General features: G+C 71.3%; 22 protein-coding genes. 14 read left to right on the forward strand and 8 right to left on the reverse strand.

Annotation, left to right across the window (positions count from 1 at the left end; all coding sequences use genetic code 11):
• Window position 1 precedes the first annotated feature (1 nt).
• Window positions 2-424, reverse strand: coding sequence for a CopD family protein (locus tag C6N40_RS00820; protein WP_106989105.1), 423 nt, complete (start codon window positions 422-424; stop codon window positions 2-4).
• A gap of 22 nt (window positions 425-446) precedes the next feature.
• A complete protein-coding gene (locus tag C6N40_RS00825; protein WP_106989106.1) occupies window positions 447-1241 on the reverse strand; it encodes a M48 family metallopeptidase in 795 nt (264 codons plus the stop codon).
• Between the two features lie 168 nt (window positions 1242-1409).
• Here C6N40_RS00825 and C6N40_RS00830 point away from each other — a divergent pair, with 168 nt between their 5' ends.
• Window positions 1410-3278: a DEAD/DEAH box helicase gene (locus tag C6N40_RS00830; RefSeq protein ID WP_106989107.1), complete on the forward strand. Its 1869-nt coding sequence runs from the start codon at window positions 1410-1412 to the stop codon at window positions 3276-3278.
• A 570-nt stretch (window positions 3279-3848) separates the two neighbouring features.
• Here the strand turns inward: C6N40_RS00830 and C6N40_RS00835 are convergent.
• Entirely contained in the window at window positions 3849-4508 is a 660-nt protein-coding gene (locus tag C6N40_RS00835; protein WP_106989108.1) for a hypothetical protein, read from the reverse strand.
• A gap of 73 nt (window positions 4509-4581) precedes the next feature.
• Between C6N40_RS00835 and C6N40_RS00840 the strand changes: the two genes are divergently transcribed.
• From C6N40_RS00840 to C6N40_RS00865, 6 genes are all read left to right on the forward strand, one after another.
• Complete coding sequence (locus C6N40_RS00840) at window positions 4582-5760, forward strand: BaiN/RdsA family NAD(P)/FAD-dependent oxidoreductase (RefSeq protein WP_106989109.1); 1179 nt, start codon at window positions 4582-4584, stop codon at window positions 5758-5760.
• Window positions 5761-5823: 63 nt separating this feature from the next.
• Window positions 5824-7893: a VWA domain-containing protein gene (locus tag C6N40_RS14225; protein ID WP_205208511.1), complete on the forward strand. Its 2070-nt coding sequence runs from the start codon at window positions 5824-5826 to the stop codon at window positions 7891-7893.
• 5 nt (window positions 7894-7898) lie between these two features.
• On the forward strand, window positions 7899-8420 hold the full coding sequence (locus C6N40_RS00850; protein ID WP_106989110.1) for a hypothetical protein: 522 nt from the start codon (window positions 7899-7901) through the stop codon (window positions 8418-8420).
• Window positions 8405-9826, forward strand: a complete 1422-nt coding sequence (locus tag C6N40_RS00855; RefSeq protein WP_106989111.1) for a tetratricopeptide repeat protein — start codon at window positions 8405-8407, stop codon at window positions 9824-9826. Before C6N40_RS00850 ends, C6N40_RS00855 begins: the two co-directional genes overlap by 16 nt.
• Before the next feature lie 62 nt (window positions 9827-9888).
• Window positions 9889-11667, forward strand: coding sequence for an acyl-CoA dehydrogenase C-terminal domain-containing protein (locus C6N40_RS00860; RefSeq protein ID WP_106989112.1), 1779 nt, complete (start codon window positions 9889-9891; stop codon window positions 11665-11667).
• Window positions 11668-11739: 72 nt separating this feature from the next.
• Complete coding sequence (locus C6N40_RS00865) at window positions 11740-12249, forward strand: DUF2059 domain-containing protein (protein ID WP_106989113.1); 510 nt, start codon at window positions 11740-11742, stop codon at window positions 12247-12249.
• Window positions 12250-12270: 21 nt separating this feature from the next.
• Here the strand turns inward: C6N40_RS00865 and C6N40_RS00870 are convergent, their stop codons facing one another.
• The 4 genes from C6N40_RS00870 to C6N40_RS00885 form a co-directional block, all read right to left on the reverse strand.
• The gene (locus C6N40_RS00870; protein WP_240183407.1) at window positions 12271-12843 is read right to left on the reverse strand and encodes a DUF1415 domain-containing protein; all 573 of its coding nucleotides are present in this window, start codon (window positions 12841-12843) and stop codon (window positions 12271-12273) included.
• A 4-nt stretch (window positions 12844-12847) separates the two neighbouring features.
• The gene (locus C6N40_RS00875) at window positions 12848-14155 is read right to left on the reverse strand and encodes an NADH:flavin oxidoreductase/NADH oxidase family protein (RefSeq protein WP_106989114.1); all 1308 of its coding nucleotides are present in this window, start codon (window positions 14153-14155) and stop codon (window positions 12848-12850) included.
• Between the two features lie 93 nt (window positions 14156-14248).
• Window positions 14249-15160, reverse strand: a complete 912-nt coding sequence (locus tag C6N40_RS00880) for a sensor domain-containing protein (protein ID WP_106989115.1) — start codon at window positions 15158-15160, stop codon at window positions 14249-14251.
• On the reverse strand, window positions 15157-15522 hold the full coding sequence (locus tag C6N40_RS00885) for a PadR family transcriptional regulator (protein WP_106989116.1): 366 nt from the start codon (window positions 15520-15522) through the stop codon (window positions 15157-15159). The genes C6N40_RS00880 and C6N40_RS00885 overlap by 4 nt, the downstream gene beginning before the upstream one ends.
• A gap of 202 nt (window positions 15523-15724) precedes the next feature.
• On the opposite strand from C6N40_RS00885, the gene ygiD reads away from it, so the two are divergent.
• Genes ygiD through C6N40_RS00920 form a run of 7 tightly spaced genes read left to right on the forward strand, consistent with a single transcriptional unit; the run spans window position 15725 to window position 21083 of the window.
• Window positions 15725-16492 carry a 4,5-DOPA-extradiol-dioxygenase gene (gene ygiD / locus C6N40_RS00890; RefSeq protein ID WP_240183408.1) on the forward strand — a complete coding sequence of 256 codons (768 nt, stop codon included), beginning with the start codon at window positions 15725-15727 and terminating at the stop codon, window positions 16490-16492.
• Entirely contained in the window at window positions 16492-17361 is an 870-nt protein-coding gene (locus tag C6N40_RS00895) for a bile acid:sodium symporter family protein (RefSeq protein ID WP_106989118.1), read from the forward strand. Before ygiD ends, C6N40_RS00895 begins: the two co-directional genes overlap by 1 nt.
• Window positions 17358-17954, forward strand: a complete 597-nt coding sequence (locus tag C6N40_RS00900; RefSeq protein WP_106989119.1) for a class I SAM-dependent methyltransferase — start codon at window positions 17358-17360, stop codon at window positions 17952-17954. Before C6N40_RS00895 ends, C6N40_RS00900 begins: the two co-directional genes overlap by 4 nt.
• Window positions 17951-18934 carry a serine/threonine protein kinase gene (locus tag C6N40_RS00905; protein ID WP_106989120.1) on the forward strand — a complete coding sequence of 328 codons (984 nt, stop codon included), beginning with the start codon at window positions 17951-17953 and terminating at the stop codon, window positions 18932-18934. Before C6N40_RS00900 ends, C6N40_RS00905 begins: the two co-directional genes overlap by 4 nt.
• Window positions 18935-18984: 50 nt before the next feature.
• Complete coding sequence (locus tag C6N40_RS00910) at window positions 18985-19914, forward strand: peptidylprolyl isomerase (RefSeq protein WP_106989121.1); 930 nt, start codon at window positions 18985-18987, stop codon at window positions 19912-19914.
• The gene (locus C6N40_RS00915; RefSeq protein WP_106989122.1) at window positions 19915-20160 is read left to right on the forward strand and encodes a GIY-YIG nuclease family protein; all 246 of its coding nucleotides are present in this window, start codon (window positions 19915-19917) and stop codon (window positions 20158-20160) included.
• The gene (locus C6N40_RS00920) at window positions 20157-21083 is read left to right on the forward strand and encodes a DMT family transporter (RefSeq protein WP_106989123.1); all 927 of its coding nucleotides are present in this window, start codon (window positions 20157-20159) and stop codon (window positions 21081-21083) included. Before C6N40_RS00915 ends, C6N40_RS00920 begins: the two co-directional genes overlap by 4 nt.
• On the opposite strand, the gene C6N40_RS00925 is transcribed toward C6N40_RS00920, so the two are convergent.
• Window positions 21080-21625, reverse strand: a complete 546-nt coding sequence (locus C6N40_RS00925) for a YaeQ family protein (RefSeq protein ID WP_106989124.1) — start codon at window positions 21623-21625, stop codon at window positions 21080-21082. The two genes, C6N40_RS00920 and C6N40_RS00925, sit on opposite strands and share 4 nt — an antisense overlap.
• Window positions 21626-21742 lie beyond the last annotated feature (117 nt).

Below are 21742 nucleotides of genomic sequence, written 5' to 3' on the forward strand. Positions count from 1 at the left end.
CTCAGAACGGCTTGAAATAGACCAGCCAGAGCACCGGGATCGCCAGCAGCAGCGGGATCTCGTTGAACCAGCGCAGCGCCGTCGGCGAGGGCAGCGCGGCGCCGGCCACCGCGCGCTTGATCCAGCGGCCGGTGAAGACGAAATGCAGCAGCAGCATCACCACCAGCATCAGCTTGGCGTGCACCCAGCCCTGGCCGACGCCCATGCGGAAGTGCAGCCACAGCGTCAGGCCCAGCAGCAGGGCGATGCCGAACATGACGTGGCCGAAGCGGTACAGGCGCCGTCCCATCAGGCCCAGGCGTTCGCGCACGGCCGCGTCGGCGCCGGCTTCGGCGAGGTTGACCAGGATGCGCGGCAGGTAGAACACGCACGCCATCCAGGCGATCACGAACAGCAGGTGGAAGAGCTTGGTCCACAGGTACATCGGTCGGTCGTCCTTGGCCGCGTCAGCGGCAGTTGGGCCGCCGGCCCGCGGTGCGGGCCTGGTCGCGGGTGGCCATCAGGCCGGGGGCCGAGGCGCGCAGCACCTTGATGCGCGCCTCCGGGTCGGGGTGGGTGGAGAGGAAGGCCGGCACCCGGTTGCCGCCGGTGGCGCGCACCATGTTCTCCCAGACGGTGGCCGCGGCCTGGGGGTCGAAGCCGGCCTGGGCCATGTAGCGCTGGCCCAGCAGGTCGGCCTCGGATTCGTGCCGGCGCGAGAACGGCAGCAGCACGCCGGCCTGGGCGCCCACGCCCAGCAGGCCCAGCAGTTGCTGGCGCTCGCCGCCGGTGGCGGAGTTGAGCACGTTCAGGGCCGTCTCGGCGGCAAATTGCTGCGAGACGCGCTCGGCGGCGTGGCGCGAGACCACGTGGCCGAGCTCGTGGCCGACCACGGCGGCCAGCTGGTCCTGGTCGGTGGCGACCTTGAACAGGCCGGTGTGCACGCCGACCTTGCCGCCCGGCAGGGCGAAGGCATTGGGGTTGTCGTCCTGCACCAGGACGACCTCCCAGGCCTTGCCGCGATGCTCCGGCGGCAGCACCGCCACCAGCGCATCGGTGATGCAGCGCAGCTGGCGCTGGCGGGCCGGGTCCTTGGCCAGCTTGCCGCCGGCCTTGATCTGGTCGAAGGCGCTGGCGCCCATGCGGTCCATGTCCGCGTCGGAGACCAGGATGAACTGGCTGCGGCCGGTGGGCGCGGTGGCGCAGGCGGCCAGCAGGGCCACCAGGGCCATCGGGAGCAGCTTCGAGCACTGGGTTCGCATCGTCGTCCTCCGGCATCGGGTCGGGCGCCCATGATTCCGGCATTGGCCCGGGGCCGCAATACCAAGGCGGTTCAGGCGCTTGCGTCGCCCTTGCGCTACAATGCGCGGGTCTCCTTCGTGTCCGTGGTGTGCCGGAATGCGAAGCTCCCCGACTCCACCAGGCTTCCCATGAACGACTCCACGAACGTGGCGCCGAACGCGCCCCTGCTTTTCCGCGACCTCGACCTGGGCGAGGGCCTGCTCAAGGCCCTGGCCGACGTGGGCTACGAATCGCCCTCGCCGATCCAGGCCCAGACCATCCCGCACCTGCTCGCCGGCCACGACGTGCTCGGCCAGGCCCAGACCGGCACCGGCAAGACCGCCGCCTTCGCCCTGCCCGTGCTGGCCCGGCTCGACCCGGCCCAGGCCTCGCCGCAGGCCCTGGTGCTGTGCCCGACCCGCGAACTGGGCATCCAGGTGGCCGAGGCCTTCCAGAAGTACGCCGCCCACCTGCCCGGCTTCCGGGTGCTGCCGATCTACGGCGGCCAGGGCTACGGCCCGCAGCTGCAGGCCCTGCGCCGCGGCGTGCACGTGGTGGTGGGCACCCCGGGCCGCATCATCGACCACCTCGACAAGGGCTCGCTCGACCTCTCGCGCCTGCGCACCCTGGTGCTCGACGAAGCCGACGAGATGCTGCGCATGGGCTTCATCGACGATGTCGAGCAGATCCTCAAGAAGATGCCGGCCGAGCGCCAGACGGCGCTGTTCTCGGCCACCATGCCGGCGCCGATCCGCCGCATCGCCCAGACCTACCTGCGCGACCCGGTGGAAGTGACCATCGCCGCCAAGACCCGCACGGCCGAGAACATCCGCCAGCGCAGCTGGGAAGTCAGCGGCCTGCACAAGCTCGACGCGCTCACCCGCATCCTCGAGGCCGAGCCCTTCGACGCGATGATCGTCTTCGCCCGCACCAAGCAGGCCACCGACGAACTCGCCGAAAAGCTGCAGGCCCGCGGCTTCTCCGCCGCCGCCATCAACGGCGACGTGGCGCAGGCGCAGCGCGAGCGCACGATCGAGCAGCTCAAGGCCGGCAAGATCGACATCCTGGTCGCCACCGACGTCGCCGCCCGCGGCCTGGACGTGGACCGCATCAGCCACGTCGTGAACTACGACGTGCCCTACGACACCGAAAGCTACGTGCACCGCATCGGCCGCACCGGCCGCGCGGGCCGCAGCGGCGAGGCGATCCTGTTCATCGCCCCGCGCGAGCGCAGCATGCTGCGCGCGATCGAGCGCGCCACCCGCCAGCCGATCACGCCGATGGAGCTGCCGAGCGTGGCGGCGGTCAACGACGTGCGCATCGCCAAGTTCAAGCAGCAGATCACCGACACGCTGGCCTCGGGCGAGCTGGCCGAGTTCCGCAAGCTGATCGAGGACTACGAGCGCGAGATGAACGTGCCGGCGATCGAGATCGCCACGGCGCTGGCCAAGCTGGCCCGCGGCGACGTGCCGCTGCTGATGGAGCCGCCGAAGTTCGAGGCCAAGCGGCGCGCGTTCGAACGCGACGTGCAGGCCGCCACCGACCGGTTCGCCAAGCCCTCGCGCTTCGAACGCGGCGAGCGCGGCGAGCGCCCGGAGCGCCCGGCCTACCCGAAGAAGGAGCGCGTGGCGCGCACGCCCGACGAGGGCAAGCAGACCTTCCGCATCGAGGTGGGCTACGACCACGGGGTGAAGCCGGGCAACATCGTCGGCGCGATCGCCAACGAGGCCGGGCTCGACGCCAAGCACATCGGCCGCATCGAGATCTTCGAGGACCACACGCTGCTCGACCTGCCCGAGGGCATGCCGGCCGACGTGATGAGCCACCTCAAGACGGTCTGGTGCGCCGGCCAGCAGCTGCGCATCACCCGCGACGGCGAGCCGCCGGACACCGCCGGCAAGACCGCGGGCAAGAAGCCCTTCGCCGGCAAGAAGCCCTTCGGCCCGAAGAAGGACTTCGGCGACCGCAAGCCTTTCGGCCCGAAAAAGCCCCACCGCAAAGGCCCCCGCCCCGACTGACCCCACGCGCTCCTGTAGGAGCGCCTTCAGGCGCGAAGCACTTTGCTCGCGCTGACCCTTCCGGCCGGGAAACCACCGGAGTGGCGCCGCCGCGTTGCGTGAGGGGGTATCGCCCGTCGTCTTGCTAAACGCCATCCTTGGCAGGCCGCTCCCGCGCATCCATGCGCTCTGCGGCATTTGGGCATCCTGCCCGGCACAAACGCCGGTCGCTACGGGCTCCTGCCCTCCGCTTCGAACCCCCTCACGCAACGCGCCGTCGCTCCGATTGCAGCGGGCGGCCTCCAGGGACACGGCTTGGTGGCGACTCGAAAGAGCCGTGACGCGAGTGACGGCTGGATGCCTTCCGCTCCTGCTCTCCTCTCGGCCACGACGACAGGTTCGAGGAGGTGCCGTGCGTTCGCCCCGGCCGACCATCGGCGACATGGACGTCGCCGATGAGACCCCATGGATGGGTTCACGGCGTGTCGGCCGGGGCGAATGCACGGCGCCTCCACTCGCGAAAGCCCCGAGCGGCCGAACCGGACACAGCAAAAGCTTCGGGCCTGAAGGCCCTCCAACAGGGGGCGGGGATCAGGGCATGGCGCCGAGGGTTTCGCGCAGCAGGGGCAAGTGCGGGCGCAGGAGGGCGGCGTTGTGGCGGGCGGCGGCCTGGGCGGTTTCGTCGTCGGGGTCGGGGCCGGTGAAGCCGGGCAGGCCCGGCAGGCCGGCCATGCCGGCGACGTCGCCGGCGCTGGGCATCGGCACCAGTTGCGACATCGCCGCGATCGACTGCCGGCGGATCCAGGCGTATTCCTCGCGCGACAGCCCCGTTTCGTTGACGCCGGCAGCCTGGGCCGCGCGCAGTTTCGTGACCGTGCCGGAGAGCTCGCCGTAGGCATTGCCCAGGTCGGCCAGCGAGGGCGCGGTGTCGCCCGAGGCGCGGTCGTTGGCGGCGTCGCCGGCCTGTTGCGCCAGCCGGGCCAGGTCCGGGCCCATGTCGGCGGCGATGCGCTTTTGCACGCGGATGAAGGCGTCCACCTGCGCCTGGCTCATGCGGCCATCGGCGGGCGGGTCGTAGGGCGACTGGTTGGTGATGTCGTTGCCCAGGTCAACGGCGCTGATCCATTCCTTCGCGCCTTCGAGTCCCGCGTTCCACATCGGGCGAAGCACGAACCACCAGGCTGCCGCCAGGCCGACGATCGCCACCAGCACCACCACCAGGCATCCCGCCAGCACCTTCTTCACGGCCATCGCCCCGCCCTCGCTGTCATCCGATGGCCCCGAGGATAGTCGCGCCGGCGCGCCAGCGGCTACAGTCGCGCCCATGGAAGACGATGTCCTGGTGATCGGCGGTGGTGCCGCCGGCCTGATGTGCGCGCTCACCGCCGGCCGGCGCGGCCGGCGCGTGCGCGTCATCGAGCACGCCAACCGCTGCGGCAAGAAGATCCTGATGTCGGGCGGCGGCCGCTGCAATTTCACCAATACCGGCACCACGCCGGCGAATTTCCTGTCCGCCAACCCGCACTTCTGCAAGTCGGCGCTGGCGCGTTTCCGGCCCGAACACTTCATCGCCATGGTCGAGGCGCACGGCATCGGCTACCACGAGAAGGAGCTGGGACAGCTGTTTTGCGACGAATCGTCCAAGCAGATCGTGGCCATGCTGCTGGCCGAGTGCGCCGAGGCCGGGGTGCGCATCGACACCAACTGCGCAGTCGATGACGTGGCCGCGCTGCCCGGCGGTGGATTCCGGCTGCGCACCGCCCTGGGCGAGCGGCGCGCCCCATCGCTGGTGGTGGCGACCGGCGGGCTGTCGATCCCGAAGATGGGCGCCACCGGCTTCGGCTACGAGCTGGCGCGCGCCTTCGGACACGTCGTGCTGCCCACGCGCGCCGGCCTGGTGCCGCTGACGCTCAGCGGCAAGCACCTGGAGCACTATGCCGACCTGGCCGGCGTGTCCTTCCACGTGTCGGCACGCTGCGGCAAGGCGCGTTTCGACAACGCGATGCTGGTGACGCATCGCGGCCTGAGCGGGCCGGCCATCCTGCAGGTCTCCTCGTACTGGGAGCCGGGCAAGGAACTGCTGCTCGACCTGCTGCCCGAGCACGAGATCGCCGACTGGCTGCTCGAACGCCAGCGCGAGGAGCCCGCCGCCGAACTGCGCACGGTGCTCGGCGACGTCTTCCCCAAGCGCTTCGCGCAGCGGCTTTGCGAGGGCTGGTTCACCAGCAAGCCGATGCGCCAGTACACGCATGGCGAGCTGCCGGCCATCGCCCGCCAGCTGGCGAACTGGCCGATCGTCGCCAGCGGCACCGAGGGCTACCGCACCGCCGAAGTCACCCTGGGCGGCGTGGACACCGACGGCCTGTCCTCGACGACGATGGAGTCGAAGCACCAGCCCGGCCTGTATTTCATCGGCGAGGTGGTGGACGTGACCGGCTGGCTGGGCGGCTACAACTTCCAGTGGGCCTGGGCCAGCGGCCACGCGGCGGGCACGGCGGCGTGATGGCGCCCCGCGGCGCCTTTTCACGTTAACTTGTCACGACCCGTCGCCACCAGGAGCCCGACCATGCCCCGGAAGACCCGCGCCGCGCTGCCCGCGCTCGCCCTGCTCAGCCTTGCCACCGGCCTGGCCCAGGCCGGCGAAAACGCCATCATCGTGCTCGACGCCTCGGGCTCGATGTGGGGCCAAATCAACGGCAAGCCCAAGCTCGAGATCGCCCGCGAGACGCTGGCCACCGTGCTGGCCGACGCGCCCGACGACCTGGCCCTGGGCCTGATGGCCTACGGCCACCGCGAGAAAGGCAACTGCAACGACATCGAGCTCGTGGTGCCGGTGCGCACCGGCAGCGCCGGCGACATCGCCGAGGCGGCCGCGACGATGAAGTTCCTGGGCATGACGCCGCTGTCGGAAGCGGTCTCGCGCGCCGCCGGCGAGCTGAAGTTCACCGAACAAAAAGCCACGGTGATCCTGATCACCGACGGCCTGGAAACCTGCAAGGCCGATCCCTGCGCCCTGGGCACCGAGCTCGAGCAATCGGGCGTGGACTTCACCGCCCACGTGGTGGGTTTCGGCCTGAGCGCGGAGGAAGGCAAGCAGGTGGCCTGCCTGGCCGAAAACACCGGTGGCCGCTACATCGCCGCCAACGACGCCGACGGGCTGGCCGCGGCGCTGACCGAGACCGTGGTCGAGGCGCCGCCGCCGGCGCCGCTGCCCGAGGCCAGCCTCGATGCGCCGGCCACGGTGCCGATGTCGTCGCGGTTCCTGGTCGGCTGGGATGGCCCGGCGCACCAGTACGACGAGGTGCAGGTCTTCGACCCGCGCGACCGCGGTGGCCGCGGCAAGGTCATCGACAACCAGCGCGTGCTGGGCGACCGGCGCGCCGACGACCGCCAGGTCGAGCTGGTCGCCCCGGCCAAACCGGGCCAATACCTGCTGCGCTACTACCACGGGGCGCAGTCGCGCGTCATCGCCACGCGCGAGATCACCGTCACCGAGGCCGATGTCGCGCTGACCGCGCCGGACGAGGTGGCCATCGCCTCGAACATCACGGTCGGCTGGACCGGCCCGGGCGAACGCTACGACGAGGTGCAGGTGTTCGACCCGGCCGCGCGCGGCGGCCGAGGCCACGTGGTTGACAACAAGCGGGTACTCGTCGACGGCGACGCCGGCGACAACAAGGTCGTGCTCGTCGCGCCGGCGACGCCGGGCGAGTACCAGCTGCGCTACTGGAACGGCGACAACAGTACCGTTCTTGCCACCCGTGCCCTGCGCGTGGTCGAGGCCGAAGTCGCGCTGACCGCGCCGGACGAGGTGGCCATCGCCTCGAACATCGTGGTCGGCTGGACCGGCCCGGGCGCGCGTTACGACGAAGTGCAGGTGTTCGACCCGGCGGCGCGCGGCGGCCGAGGCCACGTGGTGGACAACAAGCGCGTGCTCGACAACGGCGACCCCGGCAAGCGCGAGGTCGTGCTCGTCGCCCCGGCCAAACCCGGCGACTACCTGCTGCGCTACTGGAACGGCGACAACAACACCGAACTGGCGACGCGGCCGCTGAAGGTGGTCGCCGCCGAGGTCGCGCTCGAGGCGCCGGCCTTGGTGCCGGCCGCGTCCTACTTCACCGTCGGCTGGACCGGCCCCGGCGCGCGCTACGACCACGTGCAGGTGCATGATCCGGACGACCGCGGCGGCCGCGGCAAGGTGATCGACAACCAGCGCGTGCAGTCCGACAAGGGCTTCGACCAGCGCCAGGTTACGATGACCGCGCCGGCCCGCCCGGGCCGCTACGAGCTGCGCTACTGGAACGGCGACAACAATGCCGCCCTGCACGTGCAGCCGCTGGAGGTGACCGCGGTGCAGGTGTCCTTCGACGCCCCGGCGCGCGGCGCCGCCGGCCAGACCATCACCATCGGCTGGACCGGCCCCGGCGCACGCTACGACGAAGTGCAGGTGCACGACCCGAACGACCGCGGCGGCCGCGGCAAGGTGCTCGCCAGCCGCCGCCTGCAGTCCGACGCGGGTTACGACCAGCGCAAGGCCAGCCTGAAGCTCCCCGACGCGCCGGGCACCTACGAACTGCGCTACTGGAACGGCGACAACAGCGCGGTGATGCACGTCCAACCCATCATCGTGGAGTGAGGACCATGCAAGGACATCCTCGTTTCGCCGCCCGCCCCGCGCTTTCCCTGGTCACGGCGGGCCTGCTTTTCATGGTTCTGGCGGGCTGCAGCGACGAACCCGGGCCGAACGTCCCGGACTACGTGTCGCCGAAAGGCAAGGAGACGCTGGAAAGGGCCTGGGCCGAACTCAAGACCTGCGACGACGTCAAGGCGCTGTTGATCTTCAACGAGATCATCAATCTCGCCGACCCGCTCGGCTATGCCGCCGGCATGGCGGGGCAGTCCGCGGGCCAGGGGAAACCCGACCTTCCGGTGGACAACGCCTTCGGGGGCGTGATGAAGATCAACGAGATCTGCTGCCAGAATGTCGACAAGATCATCAGTCTCCACGTGAGCTCCGACGTGTTCGACGGGTGGGCGACGGGGAAGACTTCCCGCGAAGAGAGCCATTTCTGGCGCAGGCTGTCGCTGGCCGTCAGTTGGGACGGCGGACGATGCAAGCTGCCCGAGCGACTCGATGACGGGATGTCGTGGCCGTCGGGCTGAGAATCGCCCGCACACGCCTGCTCGATCCGGCGGCCTGGCCCGCCCTGGCGCTCCTGCTGCTGGTTGCGCTGGCCTTCCACCCTGGCTGGCAGGCCGGACTGCTCTACGACGACTACCGCGTGATCACGGGCGACCCGCGGGCCCGCGACTGGGCCGCGTGGTGGGCCGACGCGCCGCACGGCATCCGCCCGCTGCTCAAGCTCAGCTTCCTGCTCAACTGGCGCAGCGGGCTCGGTCCGCCCGGGTATTTCGCCGTGAACCTGTTGCTGCACCTGGGCAATACCCTGCTGCTGTGGCGAATCGGCCGGCTCCTGCTCCCGCGGTTGGCGCCGGACCAGGCCGCGCTGGCGGCGCCGGTGGCCTGGCTGGCGGCGCTGCTGTTCGCGCTGCATCCGGTCCAGGCCGAGGCGGTGACGTATCTGAGCGGGCGCTCGTCGCCGCTGATGGCCTTGTTCCTGCTCGGCTCGTTCCTGCTCTGGCTGCGGCGCCCGGGCCACCTGCCGTCGGACATCGCCGCCGGCGTCGCCTTCGCGCTCGCCCTCGCGTCGCGTGAAACCGCGGTCGTACTGCCGGCCGTGATGGCGCTGGTGCTGTGGCTGTCGCCAGCCCCCCCGCCGAACGGCTGGCGGCTGCCGCTGGCGCTGGCCGCCGTGGTCGCCGCGGCCGCGCTGGCGGTGTTGGCCGGCCATCCGGGCTATCGCGCCTTTTTCGCCGGCGCCTTTGCGCATGGTGAGCCACTGACGCACCTGCCCGACGCCGCCCGCGGCCTGCATTACCTCGGGATGCGCTGGCTCGGCCTGCAGCCGGGCTCGATCGACCCGGTGCTGCCCGTCGATGCGCCTGCCTGGCTGCCGCTGGTCGCACTGGCGGCGCTGGCCTGCTTCGCCGGCGAGCGCGGCCGGCGACGTCGCCTGGCCTGGCTCGTTTTCGGCCTGGGCTGGGCCCTGCTGCACCTGGCCCCGATGTATTCGCTGGTCCCGCGCGCCGAACCGGCCAACGACCGCCACCTCTACCTCGCCGCCTGGGGCCTGGCGCTGCCGCTGGCCTGGGGCCTGTGCCGGCTGGGCGCCGTCGGCGGCTGGCGGCGGGGCGTGGCCGCGGCCCTGCTCGCCTGCCTGGTCGCGGCGCCAACGAGTGGGCTGCAAGCGCGCCACCGGGTGCTTGGCGATGAAGCGGCGGTATGGACGGAGGTGGTGCGGCAGGCCCCGGCCCATGCCCGCGGCTGGCACAACCTGGGGCTCGCCCTGCACCGCCGGGGACGACTGCCCGAGGCGCGGACCCACTACTGCCGGGCCCTGGCGCTGCAGGACAACGCCCGCAGCCGCCTGGCCATGGAGCGCCTGATCCGGGCCGGACAACCCGACTGCGCCGATCCCGCCCCGGCCACCCCGGCGGCGGGTCTTTAAGGCATACTCCGGCATCACATACGCACCGGTATGGTGCGCCCGACCGACCGCCGAGAGCCGCCATGCCCCACTACACCGCCCCGCTGCGCGACATGCGCTTCGTCCTGTTCGACCTGCTCGACGGCGAGGCCGAACTGGCCGCCCTGCCCCGCCACGCCGGGCTCGACCGCGAGACCATCGAGGCGGTGCTGGAGGAAGGCGCGAAGTTCGCCAGCCAGGTCATCCAGCCGCTCAACGCGGTCGGCGACCGCGAGGGCTGCACCTGGCACGGCGACGGCGTGGTCACCGCGCCGCCGGGCTTCAAGGCCGCCTATCGCCAGTTTGTCGAGGCCGGCTGGCCCTCGCTGGGCTGCGAGCCGGACTTTGGCGGCCAGGGCCTGCCGACGGTGGTCAACAACCGGCTCTACGAGATGTGGAACTCGGCCAACCAGGCCTGGCTGATGTATGCCGGCCTCTCGCACAGCGCCTACGAGTGCCTGATGGCCTTCGGCAGCGACGAGCAGAAGCAGGTCTACCTGACCAAGATCATCTCGGGCGAGTGGACCGGCACCATGTGCCTGACCGAGCCGCACTGCGGCACCGACCTGGGCCTGCTCAAGACCAAGGCCGAGCCGAACGGCGACGGCAGCTTCGCGCTCACCGGCACCAAGATCTTCATCAGCGCGGGCGAACACGACCTGGCCGACAACATCCTGCACCTCGTGCTCGCCCGCCTGCCCGACGCGCCGGCCGGCACCAAGGGCATTTCGCTGTTCCTGGTGCCCAAGTTCCTGCCCGACGCCGCCGGCGCGCCCGGCGAACGCAACGGCATCCAGGCCGGTTCGATCGAACACAAGATGGGCATCCACGGCAACGCCACCTGCGTGATGAACCTCGACGGCGCCACCGGCTGGCTGGTGGGCGAGCCGCACAAGGGCCTGCAGGCGATGTTCGTGATGATGAACTCGGCGCGCCTGGGCGTGGGCATGCAGTCGCTGGGCCAGGGCGAGGTGGCCTACCAGAACGCCGCCGCCTACGCGAAGGACCGCCTGCAGGGCCGTGCCGCGACCGGCCCGGCGCAGCCTGGCAAGCCGGCAGACTCGATCCTGGTGCACCCCGACGTGCGCCGCATGCTGCTCACCGCGCGGGCCTACAACGAGGGCGGCCGCGCCCTCGCCACCTGGACCGCCCAGCTGATCGACCGCGAACACGCCCACCCCGACGCCGCGGTGCGCGAGGACGCCAGCGAGCTGATGGCCCTGCTCACGCCGGTGGTGAAGGCCTTCCTGACCGACAACGGCTGGGAAACCGCCACCCTGTGCCAGCAGGTGCTGGGCGGCCACGGCTACATCGCCGAATGGGGCATGGACCAGTTCGTGCGCGACGCCCGCATCAACATGATCTACGAGGGCACCAACGGCATCCAGGCGCTCGACCTGCTCGGCCGCAAGGTGCTGATGGACGGCGGCGCCAGGTTCGGCCGCTTCGCCGCCCTGGTGCAAGCCACGCTGGCGGAGCTCGCGCCGCGCAGCGAACTCGCGGAGTTCACCGGCCCGCTGGGCAAGCTCCTGGCCGACACCGTGGCCCTGACCAGGGAGATCGGCGCGCGTGCCAAGGCCGACCCCAACGAGGTCGGCGCCGCTTCGGTGCCCTACCTGCGCATCATCGGCCACCTGTGCTTTGCCTGGCTGTGGGCGCGCATGGCGGCCCTGTCTGCGGGCAAGGACGACGCCTTCCACCAGGCCAAGCTGGCGACGGCGCGCTTCTACTTCGCCTGGCTGCTGCCGGAAGTCGAGCAGCGCTTCCGCGAGGCCCGCGCCGGCGCACCGGCGCTGATGGCGATGCCGGCCGATTCGTTCTGAGGATCGGCGGGCCTCGATGCCGGTAAGGCCTCTGGCACACTGGGGCACCTCCCCGCAGAGCCACGGAAACCCATGCGCAGCCTCCGACACCTGGTGTTCGCCACCGCCCTCGCGCTGCCGCTGGCGGCGTCGGCCCAGCCCGCCGCGCCTGACGACGCCGAAGTGCGCCAGCAGGCCGAGCGCCTTCTCAATGCCCTGGACATGGACACGCAGTTCACGGCCATGCTCGCCATGACGCTGGACATGCAGCTTGAGCAGAAGCCCGAGCTGAACAAGTACCGGCATGTCATGGAGGCCTTCTTCGCCAAGCACATGAGTTATGCGGCGCTGAAGGAATCGCTGGTGGCCATCTACGCCGAGGAATTCACCGTGGCGGAACTGCGCAAGGCCAGCGAGTTCTACGAGACCGAGGAAGGCCGGAACATCCTCGCCAAGATGCCCCGCCTGATGCAGCTCGGCGGCGAGCTTGGCCAGCGCCGGGTCGAGGAGAACCTCGACGAGCTCGTGGCCGCCATGCAGGCCGAGGATGCCCGGCTGGAAGCCGAGGCCGCCGCGACCCAGGGCCCGGCCGCGGGCGAGTAGCCCGGGCCGGCGGCGGCGCGACTAGCGCCCGAAGAGCCGCCGCCAGCCCTCGGGACCGAGGGCCCGCAGCGTCTCGATGTTGGTCTCGTAGATGCGTTCGGCCTCCGGGAAGGCCTCCACGGCCTTGTCCACGCTCTCCTCGCGCAGCAGGTGCAGCGTGGGGAAAGGCGCGCGGTTGCTGTAGTTGCCCATGTCGTCCGGATCGCTGTCGGCGAACTGGTAGTCGGGGTGGAAGCTGGCGACCTGCAGCACGCCCTCCAGGCCCACCTCCTCCACCGCCGCGTCGGCGATGTCGAGGAAATCGTTGTAGTCGAGGAAGTCGCGCAGCACGAAGGGGTGCATGAGCAGCGTGGTCTCGACGTCGCCGGGATCGGACGCCGCCAGCAGCTGCAGTTCGTGCAGCAGGTCCTGCAGCAGGCCCTCCTCGTCGGTCGCCTGGCTGACCACGTAGCGGATCTGCCGCTTGACGTGCACGGCCTTGGCGAAGGGGCAGAGATTGAGGCCGATCACGGCCTTCTCGAGCCATTCTCGGGTGGCGGCGATCACGGATTCGTCGGTCAGCGGCTCGTCGCCATGCATCGGGTCGTGGCTCATGTCTTTACTCCCGGCGCCGCAGCGCGGCGGCCCTGGTCAGGTCGTTCCACCAATAGCGCGCGAACGAGCGCAGCATGCCGCGGCGCGGCTCGATCGGCCGGGCATCGGCCAGCCGCTCCATCTGCTGGTAGTACCAGCCCTGCGCGCCGAGCACGTTCACCATCTTGGCCGCCAGCCAGGGGCTGGCCGGCGACAGCCGCCCGCGCGGCCGCAGGTGCAGGCGGTGTTCGAAGGCCGGCAGCTCGTCGATCTCGCGGTCCAGGAGGCGGCGCGCCACGTCGGGATGCGTGCAGAACGGGCGGCCGATGCCGATCACGTCGGTGTCGCCGCTGGCCAGCGCCGCCTCCATGCCGGCGCGGGTGCGGAAGCCGCCGGTGACCATCAGCGGCATGGCCGCCACCCGGCGGATCGCCGTGGCGTAGTCGAGGAAATAGGCCTCGCGCACGCGGGTGCTGGCGCGCACTTCCACCGCGTCCCCATCGCGTCCGCTGATGCCCAGCAGGCGCGGCTGTTCGTAGTTGCCGCCGGAGATCTCCAGCAGGTCCACCGATTCGCCGTTGAGCATCTGCACCACGCCCAGGCAGTCGGCGTGGCTGAAGCCGCCCTTGCGGAAGTCGTCGGAATTGAGCTTCACCGAGACCGGGAAATCCGGGCCCACGGCCCGGCGCACCGAGCGCACCACTTCAAGCAGGAAACGCGCGCGGTTGGCCAGCGAGCCGCCCCAGGCATCCGTGCGGCGGTTGGTGACCGGCGAGAGGAAGCTGGAGATGAGGTAGCCGTGCGCGCCGTGCACCTGCACGCCGGTGAAGCCGGTGTCGCGGGCGATCGCCGCCACCTCGCCGAAGCGCCGGACCAGGGCTTCGATCTCGTCCTCGCGCAGCGCGCGCGGGCGGGCGTAGTTGCCCATCAGGTCGAGCTGTACGTCCGAGGGCGCCACCGGCCGGCAGGTGACATAGCGCGGCGACTGCCGGCCGGCGTGCGAAACCTGCATCCACAGGTGGTTGCCGGCGCGGGTGCCGGCGGCGGCCCAGCGGCGCAGGCGGTCGCGGGCCGCGGCGTCGACCGTGGGCGCGAACGTCGGGTCGATGGCGACGTTGCCCGGCCGCTCGAGCACGCGATGGTCGATCATCACGTTGCCGGTCAGCAGCAGGCCGGCGCCGCCCTCGCTCCAGGCCTCGTAGAGCCGGTCGAGGCGCTCGGTGGCGCGCAGGCGCGCGTCGCCCAGGCCTTCGGTCATCGCCGCCTTGCACAGGCGGTTCCCCAGGATGGCTCCGCAGGGAGGCGGGAACGGCTGGGCCAGGGGATCCGGCATCACGGGGCTCCGGTGTCGCGTTCAGTCCGACACCTTACTGCAAAGCCCGCTGCCTTCAAGCGGCGACCGGTGCGCCCGGCCGCCGCGCGTGCCTCAGTACTGGGCGGTCTTGACCAGCAGGTGCTTGGCCACCAGCGCGTGCACGTGGCCGATGCCGCGGGCCAGGTGCAGCAGCACGAAGAACAGCAGCACGCCCAGCAGCATCACCAGCAGGGACGAAACCGGCCCGTCGAGCCTGGTGCCCTGCAGGGCGAAGTCGGCGTCCAGCGGCACGCCCAGGTTCACCAGCAGCGCCAGGAAGCCGCCGACGGCCAGGCCGACCGAAAGCGCGCCCGACACCGAAGCGAGCGTGAAATACAGCACGCCCAGCGGCATCATCAGGACCTGGTAGAGCATGGTGCTCCAGGTGCGCGGGTCGGTGAACATGGCGCCGATGCGCTGCAGCAGCGTCTGGCCGCGCCCCTGGTAAAGCGGCCGGCGCGGCATGCGCTCGCCCAGCAGCCCCTCGACGATGCGGCCCTCGACGAGCGAAAGCAGGCGCACCAGGCCGACGAACAGGATCACCACCGGGACGCCGATGATCATCAGCGCCATGCCCGCGGAGAGGCTGAAGCCGGTGATTACGGCCGTGAAGTAGACGATGCCGGTGGCCAGCGAGAGCAGCATGTAGAACAGCGCCGACCAGGCGCGCGGGTCGGTGGCCACGCCGAAGAAGCGGCCGGCCAGGCTGCTGCGCTCCCGGGCCGGCGGCGTGCGCAGGGCCTTGTTCACCTGCACTTCGGTATCGCGGTAGATCTCCGCCACTTCGGCGGGCGCACCGTAGCTCGAAGCCACGCTGGCGATCAGTTCGGCCTCGGCCATGCCGGGGTTGGCGGCAAGCTCCGAGCGCAGGTATTCCTCGGCGTCGTAGAGCGCGTCCTGCACCAGGGCCGGATCGGCGCCGCGCAGGGCCTCGCGCAACTGGTCGAGGTATTCGGGGATGGAACGCGCAAGCTCGGCGGTCATTTGAGGTTTCCTTCCAGCACGGAGTCGACACAGTCGCGGGTGGTGCGCCAGCTGCCGGCCCATTCGGCCAGCACCTGCCTGCCCAGCGTGGTGATGCGGTAGTAGCGGCGCGGCGGGCCGCTGACCGAGGGTTCGACGTGGCTCTCGGCCAGCCCGGCGGTGCTGAGGTTGCGCAGCACCGGGTAGAGCGCGCTCTGCTTGCCGCCCAGCAGCGGGTCGCCGGTGGCCTCGAGCCGCTTGGCGATCTGGTAGCCGTACAGCGGCTCGTGCGAGCGCGCCAGCACCGCCAGCAGCACCAGCGACACCGTGCCGGCGCTGAGCTCCTTTTGGAATTTCTTCAGATGGGTTTCGGTGTCGCCCATGGCCTGTCCCGGTCTGCCCTATATGCGCTTGTTACGCATAGTGTGGAGTCAATAATAGCTGGTCGGCCCCGAACCGTCAGTGCCGCAAGTCATGGGGTCCGCCGGACGCCCTCCTTGCATCCGACGCGGCCTTGGGTAACGTGGGGGGCACATCCACCCCCCGGAGTCCCCCTCGATGAGCGCCGCGTCCATGAATGGCCCGATGCCCGTCCTTTTCCTCGGGCACGGCTCGCCCATGAACGCCATCGAGGACAACGCCTGGCGGCGGGGCTGGGAAGCCCTGGGCCGGCGCCTGCCGCGCCCGAAGGCCATCCTGTGCATCTCGGCGCACTGGGAGACCCAGGGCGTCTACATCGGCTCGGCCGAAAAGCCCGAGACCATCCACGACTTCCGCGGCTTCCCCAAGGCCCTGTTCGACGTGCGCTACCCCGCCCCGGGCAGTCCGGCACTGGCGCACCGGGTGGCCGAACTGGTGGACACGCCGCGCGTGCACCTCGACCCGCACCGCGGGCTCGACCATGGCGTGTGGAGCGTGATCCGCCCGATGTTCCCCGACGCCGACATCCCGGTGGTGCCGCTGAGCCTGTCGAGCCTGCAGCCCGGCGCCTGGCACTACGACCTGGCGCGCCAGCTCGACCCGCTGCGCGACGAGGGCGTGCTGGTGGTGGGCAGCGGCAACATCGTGCACAACCTGCGCTACTGGCGCATGGGCCAGACCGAGCCGCTGGACTGGGCCCAGCGCTTCGACGAGGACATCGCCGAACGAATCGCCGAGGGCCACCACGAAGGCATGATGGGTTACGAGACCCTGGGCCCCGACGCCCTGCTGGCCATCCCCACGCCCGAGCACTACCTGCCGCTGCTCTACGCGCTGGCACTGCAGCGCGATGACGACGCGGTCGAGTTCCTCAACGCCGACGTGGTCGGGCCGATCTCGATGCGCTCGGTGCTGATCGGAATGCCCGCCTGATGGCCGACAACCAGGTTCTCGTGCTGTTCCTGCCCCTGGCCCTGGCCGTGGTGATGGTCGGGCTGGGCCTGCACCTGACCCCGGCCGACTTCCGCCGCGTGCTTGCCCTGCCCAAGGCCATGGCCGTGGCCCTGGCGGTGCAGCTGCTGCTGTTGCCGCCGGTGGCCTTCGGCCTGGCGCGCGCCTTCGGCCTGCCCGGCGAACTGGCGCTGGGCCTGGTGCTGCTGGCTGCGTCGCCGGGCGGCGTCACCGCCAACCTCTTCAGCCACCTGGCGCGCGGCGACGTGGCGCTCAACATCAGCCTCACCGCCATCAACAGCCTGCTGGCGCTGGTGACGCTGCCGCTGTGGACGGCGCTGGCGCTGTCGGTCTTCCTCGGCGACGAGGCCAGCGTGCCGCCGCCCACCCGCAAGATCGTCGAAGTGGCGCTGCTGGTGATCGGCCCGGTGGCGCTGGGCATGGCGCTGCGGGCCTGGCGCCCGGCCCTGGCCGCCGCGGCCGAGAAGCCGGTCCGGCACCTGTCCTCGCTGCTGCTGGGCGCGCTGATCGTCATGGCCTTCGCCTCGGAGTGGGATATCGTGCGCGCCTACGCGCCGGTGGTGGGCGTGGCGGCGGTGCTGTTCAACCTCGCCAGCCTGCTCTCGGGCTATTTCGTGGCGCGCGGCGTGCGCCTGGGCGAACCGCAGGCCATCGCCATCGCCTTCGAGATCGGCATCCACAACGGCACGCTGGCCATCTTCATCGCCATCGAGGTGCTGGGCCGCGACCAGGCCTCGATCGCCCCGGCGATCTACGCCCTGAGCATGTACCTCACCGGCGCGCTGTTCGCCGCCTGGCTGCTGCACCGGCGCAAGGACGCCACGACGTGAACAAAGTCTACGACCGCAAGTACTTCGACACCTGGTACCGCAAGCGCGACCTCGGCGGCGCCGCCGCGCTGGCGCGCAAGGTGGCGCTGGCCGTGGCCGTGGCCGAATACCACCTGGGCCGGCCGCTGAAGTCGGTGCTCGACGTCGGCTGCGGCGAGGGCGCCTGGCGCGCCCCGCTGCTGAAGCTGCGCCCGAAGCTGCGCTACCTCGGCGTGGACAGCAGCGACTACGCCATCGAACGTTTCGGCGCCCGCCGCAACCTGCACTGGATGCCCTTCGGCGACCTGGCGGCGCTGCCGCTGTCGGAATCGGTGGACCTGCTGGTGTGCTCGGACGTGATGCACTACCTGCCCGACGACGAACTGCTGCGCGGCCTGAAGGAGTTCGCGCGCCTGTGCCACGGCGTGGCCTTCCTCGAAGTGTTCGCCGAGGGCGACGAGATCGTCGGCGACCTGCACGAACTGCACCGGCGCCCGGCGGCCTGGTACCGCAAGGCCTTCGCCCGCGCCGGCTTCACCGCCGCCGGCTCGCACACCTACCTCGCCGCGCCGCTGGCGGCGCGCGCCACCGCGCTCGAGTTGCCCGGGCGGTGAGCGACGCCGGCACCCCTTACGCCAACCTCGACCCCGACCGCATCCTCGACGCCGTCGAGTCGCTCGGCCTGCACGCCGACGGCCGCGTGCTGGCGCTCAACAGCTACGAGAACCGCGTCTATCGCATCGGCATCGAAGGCGGCGCGCCGCTGGTGGCCAAGTTCTACCGGCCGGGCCGATGGAGCGACGAGGCCATCGGCGAGGAGCACGCCTTCGCGGCCGAGCTCGCCGCCGCCGACCTGTCGGTGGTCGCGCCGCTGGCCTTCGGCGGACGTACCCTGCACGCCTTCGGCGGCCACCGCTTCGCGCTCTTCCCGCTGCGCGGCGGCCACGCGCCCGAGCTCGGCGACCGCGACACGCTGACCCACCTGGGACGCGTGCTGGGGCGTTTGCACGCGGTGGGCGCTGCCAAACCGTTCGCGCACCGCGGCGAATTGACCATCGAAAGCCACGGCGAGGACCCGGTGCACTTCCTGCTCGAGGGCGGCTGGCTGCCGCCGGAGCTGGAGCACAACTTCGAGACGCTCGCCGAGTCGCTGCTCGATGCCATGGACGCCGCCTGGGAGCGCGCCGGCGAGGTCGCCACGCTCCGCCTGCACGGCGACTGCCACCCCGGCAACATCCTGTGGCGCGAGGGCCAGGCGCACTTCGTCGACCTCGACGACTGCCTCACCGGCCCGGCCGTGCAGGACCTGTGGATGCTGGCCGGCCGCCGCGAGGACGGGCCGCGCGCCTGGCAGTGGCTGCTCGAGGGTTACGAGCAGTTCCGAGCCTTCGACCGGCGCGAACTGCACCTGGTCGAGGCGCTGCGCACGCTGCGCCTGCTGCACCACAACGCCTGGATCGCCCGGCGTTGGTCGGACCCGGCCTTCCCGCCCGCCTTCCCCTGGTTCGAGGCGCCGCGACACTGGGAATCGGTGATCACCCAGATGCAGGAACAGCTCGCCGCCCTGCACGAGCCGCCGCCCGACCCACGCTGAGCCGCGCTGCGCTACCCTGCCGCCCACGAATCGAACGCCGAGGACTCCCGATGCCGCTGCGCCCTGCCCTTGCCGCCTCACTGCTGGCCCTCGTCGCCGCCGCCTGCGCGCATTCACCCGTCGCCGCGCCGGCCAGGGCGCTGACCACGCAGGAAGTGATCGACGCTTCGGCCCCATCCGACTGGCGCCAACTCGACCCCGGGCACACGCTTTACCTGCAGCTGCCCTCGGGCATGGTGGTGATCGAGCTGGCGCCGCAGTTCGCGCCCGAACACGTGGCCAACATCCAGGCCCTGGCGCGCGGCCACTATTTCGACGGCCTGTCGGTGAACCGTTCGCAGGACAACTTCGTCGTGCAGTGGGGCGACCCGGCCGGCGACGAGCTGGCGCTGCGACGCCCGCTGGGCGAGGCCCGCGAGAAGCTGCCGGCCGAGTTCTCCCGCCCGGCCCAGGGCCTGGCTTTCCACGCCCTGCCCGACCCCGACGGCTGGGCGCCGCAGGTCGGCTTCGTCGACGGTTTCGCCGCCGCGCGCGACCCGAAGACCGGCAAGGCCTGGCTCACCCACTGCTACGGCGCCGTCGGCGCCGGCCGCGCCATGGCGGCCGACTCCAGCAACGGCAGCGAGCTGTACGTGGTGATCGGCCAGTCGCCGCGCCAGCTCGACCTCAACATCACCACCGTCGGCCGCGTGGTCGTCGGCATGGAGCGCCTGAGCGTGCTGCCGCGCGGCGGCGGCCCGCTGGGCTTTTACACCGATGCGGGCCAGCGCGTGCCGATCCTCGCCGCGCGCCTGGCCTCGGACGTGCCGGAAGAGGCGCGCGCCCGCATCGAGGTGATGCGCACCGACACCGCCACCTGGGACGCCTACGTCGAATCGCGCCGCAACCGCCGCGACGAGTGGTACGTGCACCCGGCCGGGCACGTGGACGTGTGCAGCCTGTCGGTGCCGGTGCGGCCGATCCCCTCGCCGCAGGGCTGAATGGCCTGGTTCGTCTACCTGATCGAATGCACCGACGGCAGCGTCTACACCGGCGTGGCCGTGGACGTCGAGCGCCGCTACGCCGAACACGCCGCCGGCAAGGGCGCGCGCTACACGCGCGCGCATCCGCCGGCGCGGCTGCTGGCCCGCTTCCCCCACCCCGACCGATCGAGCGCGCTCAAGGCCGAACACGCCATCAAGCGGCTCAGTGCATCTGAAAAACGCGCCCTCGCCCGCCAGCCATGACACCCACCCGCAAGGCCCACCTGCAGATCCATTTCTGCGTGCTGCTGTGGGGCTTCACCGCCATCCTCGGCAAGCTCATCACGCTCGGCGCGATGGCGCTGGTGGTCTGGCGCATGGCGCTGGTGACGGCGGCCCTGCTGCTGGTGCCGCGCGTGTGGCGCGGGCTGCGCGCGCTGCCGCCGCGCCTGTGGGGAATCTACGCGGGCATCGGCGTGCTGGTGGCGCTGCACTGGCTCACCTTCTACGGCGCGATCAAGCTGGCCAACGCCTCGGTAGCGGTGACCTGCATCGCGCTGGCCACGGTGTTCGTGCCGGTGGTCGAGCCCTGGATCACCGGCCGGCGCTTCGCGCCGCGCGAGCTGCTGCTGGGCGTGGCGGTGGTGCCGGGCGTGGCGCTGGTGGTGGGCGGCGTGCCCGACGACATGCACCTGGGCATCGTGGTGGGCACGATCTCGGCGATCCTGGTGGCCTTCTTCGGCGCGCTCAACAAGCGCTTCGTGCACGAGGCCGACCCGCTCACAGTCACCGGCGTCGAGCTCGGCGCCGGCGGCCTGGCGCTGGCCCTGCTCACGCCCGTGCTGCCCTGGTTCGGCACGCCCTGGGTGCTGCCTGCGGGCATGGACGTGGTCTGGCTGGGGGTGCTGGCCCTGGCCTGCACGCTGCTGCCCTTCGCGCTCTCGCTGGTGGCGCTGCGCCACCTGAGCGCGTTCTCGGCCCAGCTGGCGGTGAACCTCGAGCCGGTGTACGCCATCGTGCTGGCGATCGTGCTCCTCGGCGAGCAGCGCGAACTGGGCGGCCTGTTCTACCTCGGCGTGGTCGTCATCCTCGCGGGCGTGTTCCTGCACCCGCTGCTCGCGCCCGGCCCCGCGCACAAGCCCGAGCCGGCCAACCTCGGCACGGCCGAGGCCAAGCGCCTGGACTAGGCGCGGCCGCGACGCAGCCGCGGCGTGATCTCGAGCGTGCCGGCGGCGTCGACCCACTGCACCACGCCGTCCTGCACCATCACCTGCACGTCCATGCCGCGGGCCAGGCGCGCACCGAGCGCCTTCGATTCGTCCTGGGCGATGTCGAGCACCACCAGGTTGGCGCAGCGCGCCAGCGCGGCCTCGTTCTTCTCCCACCACAGGTCCGCCGCGCGGCCGCCGTAGGTGAGCAGCACCACTTCCCCGGCGCGGCCGCAGGCGCGGCGCAGGCGCGACTCATCGGGCTGGCCGAGTTCGATCCACTGCTCGATCGCGCCGGTGAGGTCCTTGCGCCACAGGTCGGGCTCGTCCTCGGTGCTGATGCCGCGGCCGAAGGCCAGGTATTCGTGCGCGTTCAGCGCGAAGGCGAGCAGGCGCAGCATCACCCGCTCGTCGGTTTCCGACGGGTGCTGGGCCAGCACCAGTTCGTGGGCGGCGTAGTAGTGCCGGTCCATGTCGCTGACCTGCAGGCTGGCCTTGTGCACGGTGGACTTCGGGGCCATCGGCGTTCCATCTCGGGGCGGGCACGGCAGCCTGGGCCAAGGCGCCCGCGCTGTCCAGCCCGGCGTTTGCCAGCCGGGGCCGCGGCGTGGACACTGTGCGACGGGGAAAACCAGGGG

The organism is Arenimonas caeni (assembly GCF_003024235.1).
Lineage (GTDB): Bacteria > Pseudomonadota > Gammaproteobacteria > Xanthomonadales > Xanthomonadaceae > Arenimonas > Arenimonas caeni.

Bases quoted from the DNA above. Each gene is read 5' to 3' on its own strand.
- C6N40_RS00820 (WP_106989105.1), bottom strand. From the start codon at position 424: ATGTACCTGTGGACCAAGCTCTTCCACCTGCTGTTCGTGATCGCCTGG.
- C6N40_RS00825 (WP_106989106.1), bottom strand. From the start codon at position 1,241: ATGCGAACCCAGTGCTCGAAGCTGCTCCCGATGGCCCTGGTGGCCCTG.
- C6N40_RS00830 (WP_106989107.1), top strand. From the start codon at position 1,410: ATGAACGACTCCACGAACGTGGCGCCGAACGCGCCCCTGCTTTTCCGC.
- C6N40_RS00835 (WP_106989108.1), bottom strand. From the start codon at position 4,508: ATGGCCGTGAAGAAGGTGCTGGCGGGATGCCTGGTGGTGGTGCTGGTG.
- C6N40_RS00840 (WP_106989109.1), top strand. From the start codon at position 4,582: ATGGAAGACGATGTCCTGGTGATCGGCGGTGGTGCCGCCGGCCTGATG.
- C6N40_RS14225 (WP_205208511.1), top strand. From the start codon at position 5,824: ATGCCCCGGAAGACCCGCGCCGCGCTGCCCGCGCTCGCCCTGCTCAGC.
- C6N40_RS00850 (WP_106989110.1), top strand. From the start codon at position 7,899: ATGCAAGGACATCCTCGTTTCGCCGCCCGCCCCGCGCTTTCCCTGGTC.
- C6N40_RS00860 (WP_106989112.1), top strand. From the start codon at position 9,889: ATGCCCCACTACACCGCCCCGCTGCGCGACATGCGCTTCGTCCTGTTC.
- C6N40_RS00865 (WP_106989113.1), top strand. From the start codon at position 11,740: ATGCGCAGCCTCCGACACCTGGTGTTCGCCACCGCCCTCGCGCTGCCG.
- C6N40_RS00870 (WP_240183407.1), bottom strand. From the start codon at position 12,843: ATGAGCCACGACCCGATGCATGGCGACGAGCCGCTGACCGACGAATCC.
- C6N40_RS00875 (WP_106989114.1), bottom strand. From the start codon at position 14,155: ATGCCGGATCCCCTGGCCCAGCCGTTCCCGCCTCCCTGCGGAGCCATC.
- C6N40_RS00880 (WP_106989115.1), bottom strand. From the start codon at position 15,160: ATGACCGCCGAGCTTGCGCGTTCCATCCCCGAATACCTCGACCAGTTG.
- C6N40_RS00885 (WP_106989116.1), bottom strand. From the start codon at position 15,522: ATGGGCGACACCGAAACCCATCTGAAGAAATTCCAAAAGGAGCTCAGC.
- ygiD (WP_240183408.1), top strand. From the start codon at position 15,725: ATGCCCGTCCTTTTCCTCGGGCACGGCTCGCCCATGAACGCCATCGAG.
- C6N40_RS00895 (WP_106989118.1), top strand. From the start codon at position 16,492: ATGGCCGACAACCAGGTTCTCGTGCTGTTCCTGCCCCTGGCCCTGGCC.
- C6N40_RS00910 (WP_106989121.1), top strand. From the start codon at position 18,985: ATGCCGCTGCGCCCTGCCCTTGCCGCCTCACTGCTGGCCCTCGTCGCC.
- C6N40_RS00915 (WP_106989122.1), top strand. From the start codon at position 19,915: ATGGCCTGGTTCGTCTACCTGATCGAATGCACCGACGGCAGCGTCTAC.
- C6N40_RS00920 (WP_106989123.1), top strand. From the start codon at position 20,157: ATGACACCCACCCGCAAGGCCCACCTGCAGATCCATTTCTGCGTGCTG.
- C6N40_RS00925 (WP_106989124.1), bottom strand. From the start codon at position 21,625: ATGGCCCCGAAGTCCACCGTGCACAAGGCCAGCCTGCAGGTCAGCGAC.